The sequence below is a fragment of the Salinicola endophyticus genome, from assembly GCF_003206575.1.
Taxonomy (GTDB): domain Bacteria; phylum Pseudomonadota; class Gammaproteobacteria; order Pseudomonadales; family Halomonadaceae; genus Salinicola; species Salinicola endophyticus.
Genome location: NZ_PZJO01000005.1, coordinates 1 through 17767 on the forward strand (window position 1 = coordinate 1; position 17767 = coordinate 17767).

Sequence of the window (17767 nt, forward strand, 5' to 3'; positions counted from 1 at the left end):
TCCCCACCCCTGTTATCGAGATTTGGTGGCGACCGCCTGTGGATAGTTGGCTGGTGCTGGCCGGATCGTGTTTGACCCGATCCCACCAGAATCGGCGCTGACGCCATTTGCCGACAGTGATCTGCATCTTTTCGCTTATCGCGGAGGAAATGGGGAAGGCGTCTCCTCATGCTGGATGAGGCAGACGTTAGCGACTATCTTGTGAGGGTCATACATGGAGTCGTATCCAAAGGAGTGTTGATATGCGTTCTGATCTACTGAAAAAGATGGCCATGGCGATGATGCTGGGCATGATGGCGTTCGGCGTCGTAGCCTGCGACAACGATGATGGTCCGGCCGAAAAAGCGGGTGAATCAGTGGACAATGCGATGGATGACGCCGGGCAGGCAGTGGAAAACACCGGTGAAAACATCCAGGACAAGGCGGAAGACGCCAAGAATTGACGTCACGCGTCAGCGCTGAAGTCGAGAAAACAGGAAAGCACCCCTGATTGTCATAAAGCGCTGACATGGTGGTGAGCAAAAAAGCGGTAAATAAAAAACCGGGCCCCAGGGCCCGGTTTTGTGTTGTGCAGAATCGGTGTCGTTAGACGGCGGCGTTCTGTTCGATACCCTGAACATACCAGGGAGCACCATCACGCAGCGCGCGCTTGAGGTGCCAGGTTTCGTTGAACTCGGTCTCTTCGCCGTTCTCCTCCAGCACGCCGTGGAACAGTACCGTGGCTTCGGCATCGCCCTGGAGTTCCTGCACGCTGCCCAGCTCGACGAACAGGCGCACGATCTCGGTGCGGTTGTTGGCCGGCTGCGCCATGCGCTCCGCCTTGAGCAGGTTGTAGAGCTCGGGCGTCACGTACTCCTGGATGCGCTCCAGATCGTTGTTGTCCCAGGCCCGCTGCAGGGTCATGAAGTGCTCCTTGGCACCCGCCAGGAAACGTTCGCGATCGAACCACGCCGGCTCGCTGGCGATACCTGCACCGCCGGTCGATCCGCCGGTGGAGAAAGGCATCGGCTGCGCCGTATGCGCGTCGCGCTGGGCAGCGTGACCCTCACCGGCATTGGCATGGGCGTGCCGTCGCCGCGCCGCCAGGAAGCGGAAGGCGATGAACAGCACCACGGCGATCAGCAGCAGATCGAGCATACGAATGCCGTCGAAGGCGCCGCCGAAGAAGAGCGAGGCGAGCAGGCCGCCGGCGAGCAGGCCGGCCAGGGGGCCTGCGAAGCGCGACAGCCCCGGGCTCGGCTGTCGTGGCGGCGTCGTGGCGCTACCACGGGCGGGGGCGGTGGCTGGCTGCTGGGCCGAGCGCGAGTAGGAGCCGAAGCTCTTGGCGCCGCCGAAGCGCTTGGCCTCGGCGTGTTCCACGGCGGCTGTCATGCCGAGCATGCCGACCAGCAGCATGATGAAGAGGTTGCGCATGGCATATCTCCTGAGGGGGAAAGCGGATCTCGTCGACTTTTCAGACAAAGCCTGGAGGCCCGGTCACTGCCCCTATTGTCTCAACATTGCATGAATGGGAGCTGAACGGATGCTGCATCCGGGGTGAAGCGTCGACTCAATCGCGATCCTGCTCGCGGCGCAGGAAGACCGGCTGGCCCGGCTTGGATTCCTCGGCCGCATAGCGATAGCCGGCGACATCGAAGTCGGTCAGCGCGGCGGGTGAGTCGACGCGTTCGCGAATCAGCCAGGCGGCCATCAGGCCACGCGCCTTCTTGGCATAGAAGCTGATGATCTTGAACTGACCGCTCTTCTCATCCTTGAACACCGGCGAGACGACATCCGCCGCGAGCCGCTTGAGATCGATCGCCTTGCTGTACTCGTTGGAGGCGAGGTTGACCAGGGTGGCGCTGCCGCTCTCGGCGATCGCCGCGTCGAGGTCGCGGGTCAGCCGATCACGCCAATAGGTGTAGAGATCCCTGCCGGCCGGATTCTCGAGTCGGATACCCATCTCCAGGCGATAGGGCTGAATCAGATCCAGCGGTCGCAGCAGCCCGTAGAGGCCGGAGAGGATGCGCAGATGCGACTGGGCGAAGGCGTTGTCGGCGGCGCTGAAGCTGGCCGCTTCCAGACCCACGTAGACATCGCCCTGGAACGCCTGGGCGGCAGGCTTGGCGTTGTCCGGGGTGAATGGCGTCTGCCACTCGGCGTAGCGTGCTGCATTGAGCCCGGCCAGCTTGTCGCTGATGCCCATCAGCTCGGAGAGCTGCTGGGGCGAGTAGCCGCGGAGAATCTCGATGAGCTCGCGGCTCTGCTCGAGATAGTCGGGGCGCGTGACCTCGCTGGTGGTCGCCGGGGTCTCGAAATCCAGCGTCTTGGCCGGAGAGATGATGCTGAGCATGGCATAGGTTCCTTGTCGAGCGGCAGGGTCGCCGAGGCGATGACGGGGGCGACGCGGGCCGCACTGAACTGTATATCCGCCCAAGTACGATCCGCGTCAGCGCCCCGGTGAGCATTCAGGGGCAGGGGTTGGAGATCCGACGGTGCACCGCTTCGATCTCCTCCATGACCTCGGCAGAGAGCGTCAGCTGATCACTGGCGAGATTGGACTCCAGCTGGGTCAGCGTGGTGGCGCCGATGATATTGCTGGTGACGAAGGGCTGCGCGGTGACGAAGGCCAGCGCCATCTGCGCCGGGTCGAGGGCGTGGCGGCGGGCGATCTCGACGTAGGCTTGGGTCGCCTCCTTTGCAATATCGGAGGTGTAGCGCGAGAAGCGCTCGAACAGCGTCAGGCGGCCATCGGCCGGGCGTTGTCCATCCAGGTACTTGCCCGAGAGCACGCCGAAGGCCAGCGGTGAATAGGCCAGCAGGCCGACCGCTTCGCGATGGGAGATTTCGGACAGGCCGACCTCGAAGCTGCGGTTGAGCAGATTGTAGGGATTCTGCACGCTGGCAACGCGCGGCAGCCCCAGGGTATCGGCGAGGTGGAGGCAGCGCATCACACCCCAGGGGGTGTCGTTGGAGAGCCCCACGGCGCGAATCTTGCCGGCGTCGAGTGCCTCCTTGAGCGCCCCCAGGGTCTCCTCCAGCGGAGTGGCCTCGCTGTCGTCACCCGGCACATAGCCTAGCTGCCCGAAGCAGTTGACGTGGCGATCGGGCCAGTGCAGCTGATAAAGGTCTAGATAGTCAGTCTGCAGGCGCGCCAGGCTGGCATCGAGTGCCTGATGAATCTGCTCGCGGGTATGGCGCGGGCCACCACGCAGATGCTCCATGCCGCGGCCGGCGCCGGCGGCCTTACTGGCGATGATCAGGTCGTCACGTCGACCGCGCTGCTGGAGCCAGCTGCCGATATAGGCTTCGGTGCGTCCCTGGGTCTCCGCCTTGGGCGGTACCGGGTACATCTCCGCGGTATCGATGAAGTTGATCCCGGCATCGATGGCGCGATCGAGCTGCTGGTGGGCCTCCTGCTCGCTGTTCTGCTCGCCGAAGGTCATGGTGCCGAGGCACAGGCGCGAGACCTGCATATCGGTCTTGCCGAGTGGGCGTCGTTGCATGTTGCGCTCCCATCAGGGCCCTCGGACGAGGGCCGAAAAGACGACTGAAAATCGTATGTTACTGGGGCCTTTCGGGGGCGGCAAACGCCACCCTGTCGGCGGGGGTTGAGTCGGCCATCGGGGAGGCGTATGCTTGCGGCCTTTCGCCGCCTGGCACCCCCCGGGCAGGCCTGCAGCAAGTCGATTCCGACGTCGTTAACAACCGTGTTGTCGCAGAACAAAGATGCGTCCAGATCGACAGGTTTACCGAGCCGCTAACGGTCTTCGTCATCAAGGTCACTGTCAGTTATGCCACAGACGTTCTCTTTCCTGACGCGCTTCGAGTTTCGTCTCGCCTCCGGACTGTGCCACACGCGCTGGATGACCCGCTCACCCGGCAAGCAGCGGCTGATGCTCAAGTGGTTCAAGCGCTGTGCCGATGCCGGCCATCTGCCGGCGCGTTCGCTCTACGGTCGCGTGTTGCTGGCGCGCGGCGTCTCGCCCCAGGACAAGTCCACCGGCGCACGCTATGTGCTGCAGGCCGCGCAGGAGGGCGACAGCCACGCTCAGTTCCAGGCCGGATGTCTCTACGAATACGGCTGCAATCAGTACCAGCCCAACGAACACCACGCGGTGACCTGGTATGCGCGGGCCGGCGAGAACGGCCATCACCAGGCTGCCGAGCGGCTGGCGCAGGCGTATCTCGGCGGTGAGCTGGGGCTGGCGCAGGATCCGGCACGGGCCGAGGCCTGGGCCCAATATGCCGATCATCTCGCCGGCCAGACTCTGCTCGAAGCGCCGCAGGCCGCGCCGCTGACGCATTGACCCCCGGCGGCGCCTGCCGGTGCCGCGTCCGGTCGGGGTGAACTCCCGCGCCAACACTGTCATGATGACGCCACACCGGCGTCGCCAGATGCGACGGCATCATGAAGAGGGAGTCCACCCCGTGTCGCTGCCTGTCCTTTTAGACATCGAAGCTTCGGGCTTTGGCCGTGGCAGCTACCCCATCGAGGTTGGCCTGGCCAGGGCCGACGGCACGCGCTGTGCTTTCCTGATTCAACCCGCGGACACCTGGACCCACTGGGACGCCAAGGCCGAGCTGCTGCATGGCATCTCGCGGGCGCGGCTGATCCGTGAGGGCTATCCGGCAGTCGAGGTGGCGCGCTGGCTCAATGACGAGCTGGCCGAGATCGGCGTTGCCTACAGCGACAGCTGGGGTTACGACAACACCTGGCTGGCGCTGCTCTTCGACCAGGCCGGCATGCTGCCGCGCTTCCGCCTGGAGGCGCTGCGCCGGCTGCTCTCCGAGGCGCAGATGATGCTCTGGCGCGAGACCAAGGAGCAGGTAGTGCACGACTACGACATTCGTCGCCACCGCGCGGGAGACGATGCCAGGCTGCTTCAATTGACCTACAGCGAGACCCTCAGACTCGCCGCCGAGTGAGCCACCCGGCGGCGCGGTGGGGCCGGGTTCGCGTCTGGGCGAACGCCGTACCTTTCAGACATGACGCCTTTTCAGGCATGACTCCTTGTCAAACCCGGCCTAAGCGCTGACCCGCAGCAGTACCTTGCCGATATTGGCGTTGTCATCGAGATGCTGGAGAGCGCTATCCGCTTCCTGGATCGGCCAGCTCTCGGCGATCAAGGGCTTGATCTCACCGCTCGCGAGCTTGGGCCACACCTGGGCGTGCAGGGCGTCCAGAATCGCTCCCTTGGCCTTGGGTGAACGCGAGCGCAGGGTCGAGCCGATCACGCGCTGGCGCTTCATCAGCATGCGTCCGAGATCGAGCTTCGCGTCCATGCCGCCCATCAGTCCGATCAGCACCAGCCGGCCATCGGCGTTCAGCACCGCCAGATCCTGCTCCACGTAATCGCCACCGACCGGGTCGAGGATCATGTCGGCACCGCCCCAGGCCTTGACCGCTTCCACGAAGCTGCCGTCGTGACGATTCCAGCCGGCGTCGGCGCCCAGGCGACTGCAGGCGTCTAGCTTCTCCTGACTCCCCGCGGTGACGAAACAGGGGTTGCCGAAGGCGCGGCAGAGCTGGATCGCCGCGGTGCCCACCCCGCTCGCAGCGGCATGCAGCAGGATCCGCTGGCCGGTCTGGGCTGCGCCTTCCATGTAGAGATTGAGCCAGGCGGTGGCGAATACCTCCGGCAGTGCCGCCGCCTCACGCAGGCCCAGATTGGCGGGAATCGGCAACACCTGTGCCTCGTCCACCACCACCTGCTCGGCATAGCCGCCGCCGGCCAGCAGCGCGCAGACCGCGTCGCCGCGGCGGAAGCGTTCGACCCTGGGCCCGACCTCGACGATGGTGCCGCTGACCTCCAGCCCGGGAATGTCCGGGGCGCCCGGCGGCGGCGGGTACTTGCCGGCGCGCTGCATCAGATCGGCGCGGTTGACCCCGGCCCAGGCCACCTCGATACGCACCTCTCCAGCCCCTACCGGGCCGGGTGCTTCATGTTCGCGCCAGACCAGGCGCTGCGATTCGATGGCGATCGCGTGCATCGGTGTGCTCCTCCATGACGTGATCACCACACTCTAGCAGCCCGGCGATGGCCACGCCGTTGTCATATGTCAGCGCCATGCTGGCAGCCTCCCAAGTGAGAGAGGGGATGGCTCATGATCGACACCGGCACGCTGCTCGAACGACACCTCGGCGGCTTTCGTCGCCTGCCTGGCTGGTTGCGGCACTGCACCACGGCGCTGATGCGTCGCCTGATCCACGAGCGTGAGATCAACGACTTCCTGACACGCCACCGCGAGACCCGTGGCCTGGCCTTCGTCGAGCAGGTACTCGACTACTTCCGTCTCGGTTACGCCGTCTCCTCGCGGGAGCGTGAGAATATCCCGGTGTTCGGACGCGTGCTGATCGTCGCCAACCACCCGCTGGGCGCGCTCGATGGGCTGGCGCTGCTGCGCCTGGTGGCCGATGTGCGCAGTGACGTACGAATCGTGGCGAGCTCGATCCTGGCCCAGATCGAGCCGCTGGCGCCCTGTCTGCTGCCACTGGACAACCTGAACCGGCGCGGCTATCGGCGCAGTCTGGCCGCGATCGAGGCGGCGCTGGATCGCGAGGAAGCGGTGATCGTGTTTCCCGCCGGTGAGGTCTCTCGGGCCGGGCCGCGGGGTATTCGCGACCGCCGCTGGCAGGCCGGGGTCCTCCATCTGGCGCGACGCACCAACGCGCCACTGCTGCCGCTGCATGTGGGCGGACGCAACTCCTGGCTGTTCTACGCCCTGGCGGCAGTGCGCGACGAGATCGGGACCCTGCTGCTGCCGCACGAGATGTTCCGCCAGCGCGATCGCCAGCTCCGCGTGCGCATCGGTGACCTGCTGCCGCTGGAGCAACTGGCCCGCGGCGGCCTGCGCTCGGAGGCGACGCTCAAGCTGCTGCGTAAGCACGTCTACCGGCTGGGGCAGGGGCGCAAGGGGCTGTTCCGCGGCGAGGCGGCGATCGCCCATCCGGAGAGCCGGCAGGCGCTGCGTGAAGCGCTGCGTGAGGCGCGCAGGCTGGGCGAGACCAAGGATGGCAAGCAGATTCTATTGGTCGAGGGGCCGCCCCACGGGGTGGTGCTGCGCGAGATCGGTCGGCTGCGCGAGATCGCCTTCCGCCGGGTCGGCGAGGGCACCGGCCGGCGGCGCGATCTCGACGCCTTCGACGACTACTACCGCCACCTGCTGGTGTGGGACGATCGTGATCTGGAGATCGCCGGCGCCTATCGCCTGGGCGAGGCGGGGGCGATTCTCGACGCCCACGGCCCCAGCGGCTTCTACGCCGCGACCCTGTTCCACCTCGAGACGGCACCCTGGGACGAGCTGCGTCACGGGCTCGAGCTCGGCCGCAGCTTCGTCCAGCCGCGCTACTGGGGGCGCCGCAGCCTGGACTATCTGTGGCAGGGGCTGGGCGCCTATCTGCGTCACCATCCGCAGGTGCGCTGGCTGTTCGGCCCCGTCTCGCTATCGGCCGCGCTGCCGCTGCGCGCCCGTGAGCTGGTGATCAGCTACTATCGCCACTACTACGGTGACCCCGAGGAGGGCGTGCGTCCGCGGGCTCCGTTCGTGCTCTCCGACGCCGGGCGACTGGAGGCGGAGCGGCTGTTCGACGGCGGCGATCGTGACGAGGACTTCCGCCGCCTGCGCGAGCAGCTGGAGGCGATGGGGGTGAGCGTGCCGGTGCTCTACAAGCAGTACTGCGAGGTCGCCGAACCCGGGGCAGTACGCTTTCTGGGGTTCGGCGTGGATACCGATTTCGGCTTCTGCGTGGATGGCCTGGTGGTGGTCGACGTCACCCGGCTCAGGCCCGACAAGCGGCGCCGCTATGTCGGCGCCGACGCGGTGACGCCGGCGCTGAGCGCGGACTGAGCCGGAGGTCAGGCGGCCGGATCGCGATCCGCCGCCAGCCGGTCCAGCAACTGCTCGATATCCGTGTCGGCGATCAGCTCGCGGCGGGTGCTGGCGTCCAGGAAACCGTGCTCCACGGTGGTATCGAGGAAATTCAGCAGCCCGGTGTAGAAACCGCCCACGTCGAGCACGCCCACCGGTTTGTGGTGCAGTTGCAGATAGCGCCAGGTCCAGATCTCGAACAGCTCCTCCAGCGTACCGATACCGCCGGGCAGGGCGACGAAGGCATCGGCGTGGGCGGCCATGGTCGCCTTGCGTTCGTGCATGTTGGCGACGCGAATCAGCCGCGTCAGGCCCTGGTGCGACACCTCGCGCTGGACCAGATGCTCGGGCATGACCCCGATCACCTCTCCTCCGGCGGCGAGGCAGGCATCGGCCAGCCGCCCCATCAGACCGTTGCGCGCCCCGCCGTAGACCAGCCCCCAGCCGCGGGCGGCAATGGCCCGGCCAAGCGCCTCGGTCGCGGCGGCGAACTGCGGATGCTTGCCCTCGCGGGAACCCAGATAGACACAGATATGCACGTTGTCGCTCCTTCAGCGATCGGGTGAGACGGCCGTCAGGGGATGGTGGCGGCGACGTCGTAGGTCGCGTCGAGCCAGCGTCCGATGGCGTTGTCACCGCACAGGTGGTGGGCGTACTGGGTGTGCAGGCAGCGCACCTGATCCCAGTTGGTGATCCCGCCGACGCCACGCTCGCGCATCAGCGGCGCGAAGCCGCGGCGCTCGATCTCCTCGCGCTGGGCGTCACTCATGTAGGACCAGCGCTGGGCAACATAGTCGGCATGGCTGGCGTGGTAACTGGAAAGCCATGCCGGGTCCTGCTGCAGGCGTGCCTCCAGCTCCTTGATCACGCCGCTCGCCTCGAGCCGCGAGAGCACGACCTTGAGGCGTTCGCAGGAGAGCCAGTAGAGCGTGGGGAAGGGCGCGTCGTCGACGATCGGCGCCATGCGCAGGACCAGCGGGCGCCCCTGGCTATCGGTGGCGGCGACCGCTTCGAGCCCGCGCGGCGGGCGGCCGAGCTGTTCGGCGATGATCGCCAGCTGGGCCTCGGTCGGAGTCTGATCGGTGCGAATCACCATGCTGGATATCCCGTGTGAGCGTGTGGCAGCGGTGGCGGCGCGTTATCGCCGGGAGCGCGCATGACTGCGGAGAGCGCGCATGATAGTCGGCCCGGGTGGGGCCGGGCAATCGACCATCCCCGGGCCGGTGACGTCTCAGTGCCGTGCCAGCGCCACTGGCGTGGCTTCCAGCAGCGTGATCAGGTCACGGGGGGCCAGTGACAGCTCCAGCCCGCGCTTGCCGGCGCTGACGTGGATCTCGTCGAGGGCGAGGGCGCTGTCGTCGATGAAGCTCGCCAGACGGCGCTTCTGTCCCAGCGGGCTGATGCCGCCGACCAGATAGCCGGTGGCACGCTCGGCCTCGGCCGGGGTGGCCATCTGCGCCTTGCGCGCACCTGCGGCCTTGGCCAGCGCCTTGAGGTCGAGGCTGGCATCGACGGGCACCAGGGCGACCACCAGGCGCCCGTCGTCGAGCCGCGCCAGCAGCGTCTTGAAGATCGTCGCCGGTGGCAGCGCCAGGGCGCGGGCGGCGTCCAGACCGTAGCTCTCCGAGGCGGTCTCGACCGAGTAGGCGGTGACCCGATGGGCGACGCCGCGGGATTCGAGCAGACGGACGGCCGGTGTCATGCGCAGTACTCCTGATGCAAGAGAAACGGGGTGATGGAAAACGAGTCAACGGCAAGCGAGACGCGTGGCAACGACACTGGCGTGCCACGGGCCTCCCCCCTAATCTGGAGAGAGACGCGGCCGGCGCGGGCCGCCCTCTTCAAGCATCGCGTGAACGCCAACCGATGAGCCATGACCGCTGTGGTCTGTGCGGACGCCGGGCGCCGCTGACCCGCCACCATCTGATTCCCCGCGCGCTGCACCGCAAGCCGCGCTACCGCAAGCGTTACGGGCGCGAGCAGATGCAGACCCGCGTGCTCTGGATCTGTCGGCCGTGCCACTCGCATCTCCATCGCATGCTCAGCGAACGCGAGCTGGCGGACCACTACGCCAGCCGTGAGGCGCTGATGTCCCACCCCGATATCCGCGCTTTCGTCACCTGGCTGGCGGACAAGTCGGACGGTTTCGTGCCCAAGCGCTGAGCGCAGCGACGCTGGTGCCATGAGCCTCAGATCAGGCGCTGGCCGTGGTGGTCCTGCCACGCGTCCTCCAGCACCTCGTGCAGTGGCGCCTGCAAGTGCGCCGGCAGCGCGTCGCGGGCCGCTTCCAGCGAGGGGAAGTCGCGGTTGCGCAACCAGCAGTAGGCCCAGGCGCAGGCCTCGTCGGTGTCCCGCGGCGTGGGCCTGGCGGGCATCTGCACCAGCAGGAACAGCGCCGTGCGTGCGGCCCAGCGCGGCGGTGCGGCATCGCCGCTCCAGGCGGTCAGGGTGGCACCGTCCGGCGTGCCGTCGGGATCGCCAAGTTTGGCCAGGCGCGCGGTATCGGCCAGAATCATCGCCAGGCGGTCGGGGTCGGCCTGCCCCAGCAGCAGCCAGTGGCCGACCAGCGCCGAGCTGCCCGCGATCACCCGTGTGTAGAACGGACGTGCGGCACTGTCGCGGCAGAGAGTATCTGTCATTGGCGCTCCTTCACTGCCAGCCGGCGTCTCCCTGAGAAGACGACGGCTGGCCGACAATCATCAACCGGATGAGAACGTTACCGTGAGTTTCGATTTTGCCACGCCGATCGATCGACGGCAGTACCCGACCAAGAAATGGCAGCAGTACGCCGAGAATGTGCTGCCGCTGTGGGTCGCCGACATGGACTTCCATTCGCCGCCTGCGGTGATCGAGGCGCTGAAGCAACGTGTCGACCACGGCGTATTCGGCTATGCCGATGCCACGCCGGCGCTGCGCGACACCCTCTGCCGCTGGAGCGAGAGCCACTACGGCTGGCAGATCGACGCCGCCTGGCAGTGCTGGGTGCCGGGCGTGGTGCCGGCGCTGCACCTGGCGGCGCTGGCGTTCAGCGAGCCCGGTGAGGGCGTGCTCACGGCGACGCCGATCTATCCGCCGTTCCTGAGCGTGGCGCGCCATACCGGGCGCGAAGCGCAGACCTTCGAGCTGGACCCGCCAGCCACTCCTGATGGCGACTGGCGGCTCGATCTGGATGCCATGGAGGCGGCCATTCGGCCCAATACCCGGGTGCTGCTGTGGTGTCATCCGCACAACCCCACCGGGCGGGTGTGGGATGTCGACGAGCTGCGTGGATTGGCCGAGCTGGCGCGGCGGCACGCGCTGATCGTGGTCTCCGACGAGCTGCACTGCGACCTGATCCTCGATCCGGAGCGGCCGCACCAGCCGCTGGGTCTGCTGTGCCCCGAGCTCGCCGAGCGGTTGATCACCCTCTGGGCGCCCTCCAAGACCTTCAACACCGCCGGGCTCTCGGCGGCCTGCGCGGTGATCGCCGATGACACTCTGCGCGAACGCTTCCAGCGTACCGCCGCGGGCCTGCTGCCGGGCGTCAACGTGCTCGGGCTGCACGCCGCCGAGGTCGCCTACGCCGAGGGTGAAGCCTGGCGCCAGGCGCTGCTCACCCAACTGCGCGACAATCTGGCCCGACTCGAGCGGCATGTCGCCGGCTGGCCTGGGGTGATGCTGTCACCGCCGCAGTCGACCTATCTGGCGTGGCTGGATCTGCGTGGCAGCGCGCTCGCCGAGTCACCCCAGCAGCGCCTGCTCGAGGAGGCGCGGGTGGCGCTCTCCGACGGCGCCGACTTCGGCTGGCCGGGATTCGTGCGGCTCAACTTCGGCACCCCGAGCGAGACATTGGAAGCGGCATTGGCACGACTGGATCGGGTCCTGGGCTGACCCGTGTCAGCTCCCTGACGCGCGACACCCGGCGTAGGCCGGGTGTCGCGGGAGACAGCATGGGGCGCGCGGGCAGGTTGCCGTGCCAGCGCAAAGGCTCGGTAGCGGTGGCTCAGTAGAGCATGGCGAACAGCCGGCGGCGGTAGGTGACCGTCAGCGGGTGTTCTGCGCCGAGGGCATCGAAGACCCGCAGCAGGGTCTTGCGAGCGGCGTCGTCGGCGTAGTCACGGTCGGCCTTCATCAGCGCCAGCAGGCCCTCCAGGGCACGTTCGTAGTCACCGTCGGCCACCGCGCGCAGCGCCCGCTGGAAGCGCGCCTCGCTATCCTCGCGCTCGCCCAGGGCTTCGATCTCGGCTGCACTCGGCGCCTCTTCGCCGAATTCGATACGCGCACGCACGCCGCGCGCCTTGGGTGAGTCACGGTGCTCCGGCGGCAGATTGTCGAGTATCTGCTTGGCATCCTGGCTCTGGCCGGCAGCCACCAGCACGCCGGCGAGGTCGACCTGATAGTCGTGATAGTCCGGATACTGCTGGATCAGCTCCTGGTAGATCGCCTGGGCGGTCTGGGTGTCGCCGCTGGCGAGTGCCGCCTGGGCCATCTCCTCAGGGCTCTCGGCGGCGTCGGCCGGTGCTTCGATATACTTGCCCAGCCACTCGCGCACCTGCTTCTCCGGCAGCGCGCCCTGGAACTGGTCGTAGAGCTGGCCTTGCGCGATCAGCTTGACGTCGGGTACCGAGCGCACCCCCAGCTGCGAGGCGATCTGCGGATAGGCCTCGATATCGAGCTTGGCGAGCACGAAGGCGCCGGCATACTCGTGCGCCAGCTTCTCCAGAATCGGTTTGAGGTTCTTGCACGGCTCGCACCAGTCTGCCCAGCTCTGCAGCAGCACCGGGCGCTGCATCGAGCCCTCCAGCACCACCTGCTGGAAGTTGTCCAGGGTGACGTCGACGATGACGTCCTCCGCCGGGGCTTGCGCCGCGGCGGTGCTGTCCTGGCCGTCGGGGCTGGTGAGCGGTTGGCCTGTTCGGGGATCGACGATTGCCATGAAGAAGTGCCCTTGATGTGCGGTACGGGATTGGCGAGTGTTATGCGGGTCAGCGGCCGGTGATTCAACCCCCGGCGGACCATTTCGAACGGGGGAGCGTCTCATGTCGAGTGCCATCCGCAGCCTGCGCGTCGTTCTCAAACTGCTCTGCGGCGGGCTGTTGCTGCTCCTGTGTCTCCTGCTCGGGCCGGTCTGGCTGCTGCTGTCGCAGCAGGTGGACTGGCGCGGCGACTGGCAGCGCGCCTCGCGCAGCGTCAGCGGGCTGGCGCCGGACCCCGCCACCGCGCCGACGGCGCTGGTGCAGGTCTATGCGGCGCGCGCCTTCGCCTGGCGGGGTGCCTTCGGCGTGCATACCTGGATCGCGACCAAGGCCGAGAACGCCGCGCACTATCGGGTCTATCAGGTGGTGAGCTGGCGCCGGCCCACGGTGGAGGTCGCCGTGGCGCAGCCGGACCGGGCCTGGTACGGCAATCCCCCCGAGCTGCTGGCACAGCTGCGCGGGGCGCCGGCGGCGCGAGCCATCACCACCATCGAGCAACTGGTGCCGACCTATCCCGAGGCCGGGCGCTATCGCATCTGGCCTGGGCCCAACAGCAATACCTTCGTCGCCTGGGTGGTGCGTCGGGTGCCGGAACTGACGGTGGATTTTCCGGCCAACGCCATCGGCAAGGATTATCTGCTCGACGGCATACTGGCCCGGGCGCCGTCGCATACCGGCTATCAGCTCTCGCTGGGTGGGCTTTTGGGTGTGACCGCGGCGCGGGAGGAGGGGATCGAGTTCAATCTGCTGGGGCTCGGCGTCGGTGTCGATCTCGATCCGCCGGCACTGCGGCTGCCCGGCATCGGACGCCTGGGAATGGCCCAGCCACCGCTGCGCGGAGAAGAGTGAAGACGTCGAAGAGGCTCGCCAGGGGCTGACATCGAGGCTGACACCAGAGGGGTGCGACCTGGATTTCGGACATCAAAGCCAGGACGCGGGAATCGAGGACACAAAAAAACCGCCGGGAGCGGTTTTTGACGTCGGCTCCGCCGACGTCCCGAAGGGTGGCCGCCAGGGAAGGTGGACACAAAAAAAGGCCGGTGCCTCGAAAGGCACCGGCCTAATAATTTGGTAGCGGGGGCCGGATTTGAACCGACGACCTTCGGGTTATGAGCCCGACGAGCTACCAGACTGCTCCACCCCGCATCAACGTGGGGCGAATTATACGTAAGTCTTAGCGCGTGTCAACACCTTCGTGACCTGCACGACTCAGCCTGCCCAACAGGGCGTCGAACGAAGAGGCGTAACGTGCCCAGAGCGAGGCCTCCAGCGGGGCGATGGTGAACAGCCGCAGCAGCGTCTGCTCGAGCTCCTCCGGCGGTGTCGGCGGGCGCCCCAGGGCGTCGTTGAGGCGTGCCACCTGGACCTCCAGACGCAGTGGCTCGAGGGTCTCGGGGATCGGCTCGCCGGCGAGCAGGCTCAACTGGACCAGGCAGCGCTGTAGCCCCTCTTCGGCGTCGTCTGCGCTCAGTGGTGTCTGCATCTGCCGCTGTTGCAGGCGCTGGCGCAGCGCGGCTGGCGGCTCGGGATCGAGCGCTTCGCCGGCGATCATCTGTTCCAGCCAGCGGCGATAGTCGGGCCAGGTGCGCGCCTGAGCGACCAGCTCGAGCCGCTCCAGGGTCACTTCGCGGGCATGCACGATGCCCTGCCAGCGCCGCTCCATGCCCTCGCTACGACGGCTGTGCGGCAGCGGCGAGAGGCGCTGAGCTTCCGCCAGGGCGGCATCCAGCACGTCGCGCTCGCCGGCGTGGGTCGGCTGCCAGGCATCGAGCTTGTCGATCAGCGCCTGCATGGCATCGAAGCGCTGCTGCTGGCGTGCCTGCTGCTCGCCGCGCAGCGCATCGCGCGCGGCGAAGATGGTGTCGCAGTGGCTGCGGAACTGGCGCCACAGGGTCTGCTCGACCCCCTTGGGTGCGCGGCCCAGCTCACGCCAGCGCTGCTGCAGCTGCTTGGCCTGATCGGCGCGCTGCTGCGCCGGCCCCTCCTGTTCGGCGAGGCGCTGGGCCTCGGCCACCAGTTCGCGCTTGTGGCTGGCGTTATCTCCGGCGCGGGCGTCGATCAGCGTCTGCAGGCGCTGGCGCAGCCGCGCGAAGCGCCGGCCCAGGGCAGCGGCGCGGCGCTTGGGCACCGGCCAGTGCTGATCCCACTGCTCCTGGGCGGCATCTCGGATACGTCTCAGGGCGTCGGGGTCGGCATCCTCGGCGGGATTGTCGAGCAGCGTCTCCAACTGCTCGCAGAGTGCTTCACGGCGCGCGAGATTGTCGCGCTCGCGATTGGCGAGCTCGCTCTCCCAGGCAGCCAGCTGGGTGTGCAGGGCGTCGGAGGCGGCGCGAAAGCGCTGCGCCAGCTCGCGGTTGGCGGCGGCATCGCCGAGTTGGCGCCACTCGCGGATCAGCTGTTGATGCCGGCGATGGCGTTCGGCATCGCTCTGCTCGTGCGCCTCGGCCAGCGCCTCGATCGCTGTCAGCAGCTCTTCACGCTTGGGCGCGGCGACGAAGCCGCGCCAGTCGCGCAGCTCGGCGAGCCTGGCGGTGAGTTGCTTCCAGCGCTGCTCGAGTGCGGCGGGCAGCGTGGCATTACTGGCGTCGAGCTGCTGGCGCAGCTGGCGCTGAATCTGCGCCGCGGGGCGGTAGCGGCCACTGTCGAGTTCGGCTTCGAGCTGGTCGAGCTGGGTGCCGAGTACCTGTTCGTCCCACGCCGGCGCGCTGCTGTCGCGCGCCGCCTCCTGGGGGGCGACGGCGGTCGCCGCCTGGCGCCGCGCATCTTCGACCAGTGCCGTCGGTGGGAGGGTCTTCGGCCAGTCGAGGCGGGCCAGGATCGGCGTGGTGTCGTCACCCTGTTCCAGCGCCTGGCGCAGCTCGAGGTCGAGCTGTGCCAGGCGCTCCCACGCCTGCCACAGCGTCTGTACCCGGTGCTCCAGTTCGGCATGGCGTGCAGCGTAGGCATCACTGACGCCGTAGTCGTCGGAGACCGACTGCCAGCGCTCGCTCTGCAGCTGCCAGCGCGAGGCCAGCGCTTCCATCGCTTCGGCGGTCAGCGGTTCACTTGCGCTGACGGTATTGAGCGCCTGTTCCAGGGCCTCGAGGATGCCCTCGCGGGTAGCCTGGGCCGCAGCTTTCTCGCGCTTGACCCGTTCCAGTTCGCGGTGATGGTGCTCGTGTTCGGCGATGCGCTGACGGCAGCGCGCGACGGCAATGTCGAAACGCTGGTGCTGGGGCTGGCCGGCGCCGTCGGCGAGGGCTTCCCAGGCCTTCACCCAGTGCTTCAGGCGTGTGTCGTAGGTCGGCTCCCAGGGGCGGTGGGCGTGGGCTTCGAGGGCTTCCAGCAGCCGCTCACGCTCGGCGCTGGCGGCGGCCTGCTGCTCGGCATCGGCGCGCTGACGCGCCAGCCGTTCACGGGCCAGCCGTGCCACCTGCTTGTCGCGCTTGGCCTGCTTGACCAGGGTGCTCAGCCCGGCCGGGCTCGACACCCGCTCGGCCGCCGCCAGGCGCACAGCGGCGATACCGTTGTCACTGGCGTGGTGGATCAGCCGCGTCTCATCCTCGATTCTGGCCAGGGCGGTCAGCCGTAGCGTCTGGTTGTCGCCCTGTTCGACCAGCGCATCGAGCAGCGCGTGCTCGTCCACGCTATCTACCAGGGTGAGGCGGCGGGAGAGGTCGAGGGCGGGCATCTCGCGCCCGCCGATCACATCGATCAGGCGCGCCAGCGATTCGGGCGAGGCGGCTTCCCGGTGCCACGCGAGCAGCGTATCGGGATCGCTCAGGCGCGACAGCGCGGCTTGACGTACGCTGGCATCGCTGTCTCGGGATAGCGTCTTGAGCGCGGCGTGGTCGCCGGCATCGAGCTGCAGCGCGGCGTGGGCGCGCACGCTGGGGTCCTGGTGGTCCCAACGCGGGCGCCGCCGACGGGGAGACAGTAGGCGTTGAAAGAGTCCTGGCATGGCAGGTTTGGCATCCTGAAAAACGACGGGCTGGCGGTGGCCGATGCGGCGGGCGGCGTGGCATCGGCGGCAGCCGCCTATCTAACCATTTGACGGCCCGCGGTAAAAGAGTGTTGGGCTATGGGCGTCGGCCGTCGGCGACACCTGACAAAAGGTCTAGCTGGCCTTATGATCGGTTGCAGCGGTAGACGCCCTCGCATAGCGTAACCCCTATTTCCCCGCTGCGGAGTTCGGTCATGAGTCTCAACAGGGATCGGGCAGAGACTGCCTTCACGTTCAAAGGTGGCATGCTGCCCATGACGGTCATGGAGTTGACCAGCGGCGACCCGGAGCGCGTACGCGCCCAGCTGGCCGGCAAGGTCAGCCAGGCCCCCGCCTTCTTCCAGCACACGCCGGTGGTGCTCAGCGTCGAGCGGCTCGACGAGCCGCACCTGGCGCTGGAACGTATCTGCGCCGTGTGCCGCGCACACAAGCTGCTGCCGGTGGCGGTGCGCGGCGGTCCCGATCCCGTCAAGCAGTCCGCCTGGGCGCTTGGCCTGGGCTGGTTTCCGCCGCAGGAGAGCCGCCCCAAGGCGGTCGAGGCCAGCCCGGCCGAGCCGGTGGTGGAGGTCGAGACCGAGCTGCCGCTGCCGGTTGCCGAGGGAGGGCAGACCGGCGGGCGCATCCATCGCGGCACGGTCCGCTCGGGCCAGCAGGTATCGGCGCCAGAGGGCGATCTGGTGGTGATCGGCGCGGTCAATCCGGGGGCAGAGGTGCTCGCCGCGGGTAGCGTGCACGTCTACGGGCCGCTGCGCGGGCGTGCCCTGGCAGGTATCCATGGTGATCGCGAGGCGGGCATCTTCTGCCATGACCTGCATGCGGAGCTGCTCTCGGTGGCGGGCACCTACAAGCGTCTCGAGGACATCGACCCGCGCATGCTGGGGGCGAGCGTCCAGGTGCAGCTCAGGGAAGATCAGCTGCGCATCTCGGCCCTGACCTGAAGCGGCAGGGCCGAGCGGCGCCGAAAACGATAAGGTGTCTC

The 17767-nt window shown here is 67.8% G+C and carries 18 protein-coding genes and 1 tRNA gene; 8 read left to right on the top strand and 11 right to left on the bottom strand.

Going from position 1 to position 17767, the window contains the following annotated elements; translation table 11 throughout:
* Positions 1 to 242 precede the first annotated feature (242 nt).
* Positions 243 to 443, top strand: a complete 201-nt coding sequence (locus tag DOM66_RS12260) for a hypothetical protein (RefSeq protein WP_110674766.1) — start codon at positions 243 to 245, stop codon at positions 441 to 443.
* Positions 444 to 585: 142 nt separating this feature from the next.
* On the opposite strand, the gene DOM66_RS12265 is transcribed toward DOM66_RS12260, so the two are convergent.
* The 3 genes from DOM66_RS12265 to DOM66_RS12275 all read right to left on the bottom strand — a co-directional run bounded on the left by DOM66_RS12265 (position 586) and on the right by DOM66_RS12275 (position 3485).
* Positions 586 to 1413, bottom strand: coding sequence for a Tim44 domain-containing protein (locus DOM66_RS12265; RefSeq protein ID WP_110674765.1), 828 nt, complete (start codon positions 1411 to 1413; stop codon positions 586 to 588).
* Positions 1414 to 1549: 136 nt separating this feature from the next.
* Positions 1550 to 2332, bottom strand: a complete 783-nt coding sequence (gene yaaA, locus DOM66_RS12270) for a peroxide stress protein YaaA (RefSeq protein ID WP_110690335.1) — start codon at positions 2330 to 2332, stop codon at positions 1550 to 1552.
* Between the two features lie 115 nt (positions 2333 to 2447).
* Positions 2448 to 3485, bottom strand: coding sequence for an NADP(H)-dependent aldo-keto reductase (locus tag DOM66_RS12275; protein ID WP_110690336.1), 1038 nt, complete (start codon positions 3483 to 3485; stop codon positions 2448 to 2450).
* A gap of 288 nt (positions 3486 to 3773) precedes the next feature.
* Here DOM66_RS12275 and DOM66_RS12280 point away from each other — a divergent pair, with 288 nt between their 5' ends.
* Together DOM66_RS12280 and DOM66_RS12285 are read left to right on the top strand one after the other, a co-directional pair.
* On the top strand, positions 3774 to 4289 hold the full coding sequence (locus DOM66_RS12280) for a tetratricopeptide repeat protein (protein WP_110674762.1): 516 nt from the start codon (positions 3774 to 3776) through the stop codon (positions 4287 to 4289).
* A 121-nt stretch (positions 4290 to 4410) separates the two neighbouring features.
* Positions 4411 to 4908 (top strand): hypothetical protein, encoded by a 498-nt coding sequence (locus tag DOM66_RS12285; RefSeq protein WP_232825155.1) that lies wholly within the window; start codon positions 4411 to 4413, stop codon positions 4906 to 4908.
* Positions 4909 to 5007: 99 nt separating this feature from the next.
* Here DOM66_RS12285 and DOM66_RS12290 read toward each other — a convergent pair whose 3' ends face one another.
* Complete coding sequence (locus tag DOM66_RS12290; protein ID WP_110674760.1) at positions 5008 to 5973, bottom strand: NAD(P)H-quinone oxidoreductase; 966 nt, start codon at positions 5971 to 5973, stop codon at positions 5008 to 5010.
* Positions 5974 to 6087: 114 nt separating this feature from the next.
* Here DOM66_RS12290 and DOM66_RS12295 point away from each other — a divergent pair, with 114 nt between their 5' ends.
* Positions 6088 to 7830, top strand: a complete 1743-nt coding sequence (locus DOM66_RS12295; protein WP_110690338.1) for a lysophospholipid acyltransferase family protein — start codon at positions 6088 to 6090, stop codon at positions 7828 to 7830.
* Between the two features lie 8 nt (positions 7831 to 7838).
* Here DOM66_RS12295 and DOM66_RS12300 read toward each other — a convergent pair whose 3' ends face one another.
* From DOM66_RS12300 to ybaK, 3 genes are all read right to left on the bottom strand, one after another.
* Positions 7839 to 8390: an LOG family protein gene (locus tag DOM66_RS12300; protein WP_157958798.1), complete on the bottom strand. Its 552-nt coding sequence runs from the start codon at positions 8388 to 8390 to the stop codon at positions 7839 to 7841.
* 35 nt (positions 8391 to 8425) lie between these two features.
* Positions 8426 to 8947 carry a DUF501 domain-containing protein gene (locus DOM66_RS12305; RefSeq protein WP_110674758.1) on the bottom strand — a complete coding sequence of 174 codons (522 nt, stop codon included), beginning with the start codon at positions 8945 to 8947 and terminating at the stop codon, positions 8426 to 8428.
* A 135-nt stretch (positions 8948 to 9082) separates the two neighbouring features.
* The gene (gene ybaK, locus DOM66_RS12310; RefSeq protein WP_110690340.1) at positions 9083 to 9553 is read right to left on the bottom strand and encodes a Cys-tRNA(Pro) deacylase; all 471 of its coding nucleotides are present in this window, start codon (positions 9551 to 9553) and stop codon (positions 9083 to 9085) included.
* A 164-nt stretch (positions 9554 to 9717) separates the two neighbouring features.
* Here ybaK and DOM66_RS12315 point away from each other — a divergent pair, with 164 nt between their 5' ends.
* The gene (locus DOM66_RS12315; protein ID WP_110674756.1) at positions 9718 to 10014 is read left to right on the top strand and encodes a hypothetical protein; all 297 of its coding nucleotides are present in this window, start codon (positions 9718 to 9720) and stop codon (positions 10012 to 10014) included.
* Positions 10015 to 10040: 26 nt separating this feature from the next.
* Here DOM66_RS12315 and DOM66_RS12320 read toward each other — a convergent pair whose 3' ends face one another.
* Positions 10041 to 10490, bottom strand: a complete 450-nt coding sequence (locus DOM66_RS12320; RefSeq protein WP_110690342.1) for a hypothetical protein — start codon at positions 10488 to 10490, stop codon at positions 10041 to 10043.
* Positions 10491 to 10572: 82 nt separating this feature from the next.
* Here DOM66_RS12320 and DOM66_RS12325 point away from each other — a divergent pair, with 82 nt between their 5' ends.
* Entirely contained in the window at positions 10573 to 11721 is a 1149-nt protein-coding gene (locus DOM66_RS12325) for a MalY/PatB family protein (protein ID WP_110690345.1), read from the top strand.
* A 112-nt stretch (positions 11722 to 11833) separates the two neighbouring features.
* Here DOM66_RS12325 and DOM66_RS12330 read toward each other — a convergent pair whose 3' ends face one another.
* Complete coding sequence (locus tag DOM66_RS12330; protein WP_110690347.1) at positions 11834 to 12766, bottom strand: tetratricopeptide repeat protein; 933 nt, start codon at positions 12764 to 12766, stop codon at positions 11834 to 11836.
* A gap of 103 nt (positions 12767 to 12869) precedes the next feature.
* On the opposite strand from DOM66_RS12330, the gene DOM66_RS12335 reads away from it, so the two are divergent.
* The gene (locus tag DOM66_RS12335) at positions 12870 to 13655 is read left to right on the top strand and encodes a DUF3750 domain-containing protein (protein ID WP_110690349.1); all 786 of its coding nucleotides are present in this window, start codon (positions 12870 to 12872) and stop codon (positions 13653 to 13655) included.
* A 220-nt stretch (positions 13656 to 13875) separates the two neighbouring features.
* On the opposite strand, the gene DOM66_RS12340 is transcribed toward DOM66_RS12335, so the two are convergent.
* Both DOM66_RS12340 and DOM66_RS12345 read right to left on the bottom strand, forming a co-directional pair.
* A tRNA-Met gene (locus DOM66_RS12340) sits at positions 13876 to 13952 on the bottom strand.
* Between the two features lie 28 nt (positions 13953 to 13980).
* Positions 13981 to 16674 (bottom strand): DUF349 domain-containing protein, encoded by a 2694-nt coding sequence (locus tag DOM66_RS12345; protein ID WP_245392429.1) that lies wholly within the window; start codon positions 16672 to 16674, stop codon positions 13981 to 13983.
* A 308-nt stretch (positions 16675 to 16982) separates the two neighbouring features.
* Between DOM66_RS12345 and minC the strand changes: the two genes are divergently transcribed.
* Entirely contained in the window at positions 16983 to 17726 is a 744-nt protein-coding gene (gene minC / locus DOM66_RS12350; RefSeq protein WP_110674750.1) for a septum site-determining protein MinC, read from the top strand.
* Positions 17727 to 17767 lie beyond the last annotated feature (41 nt).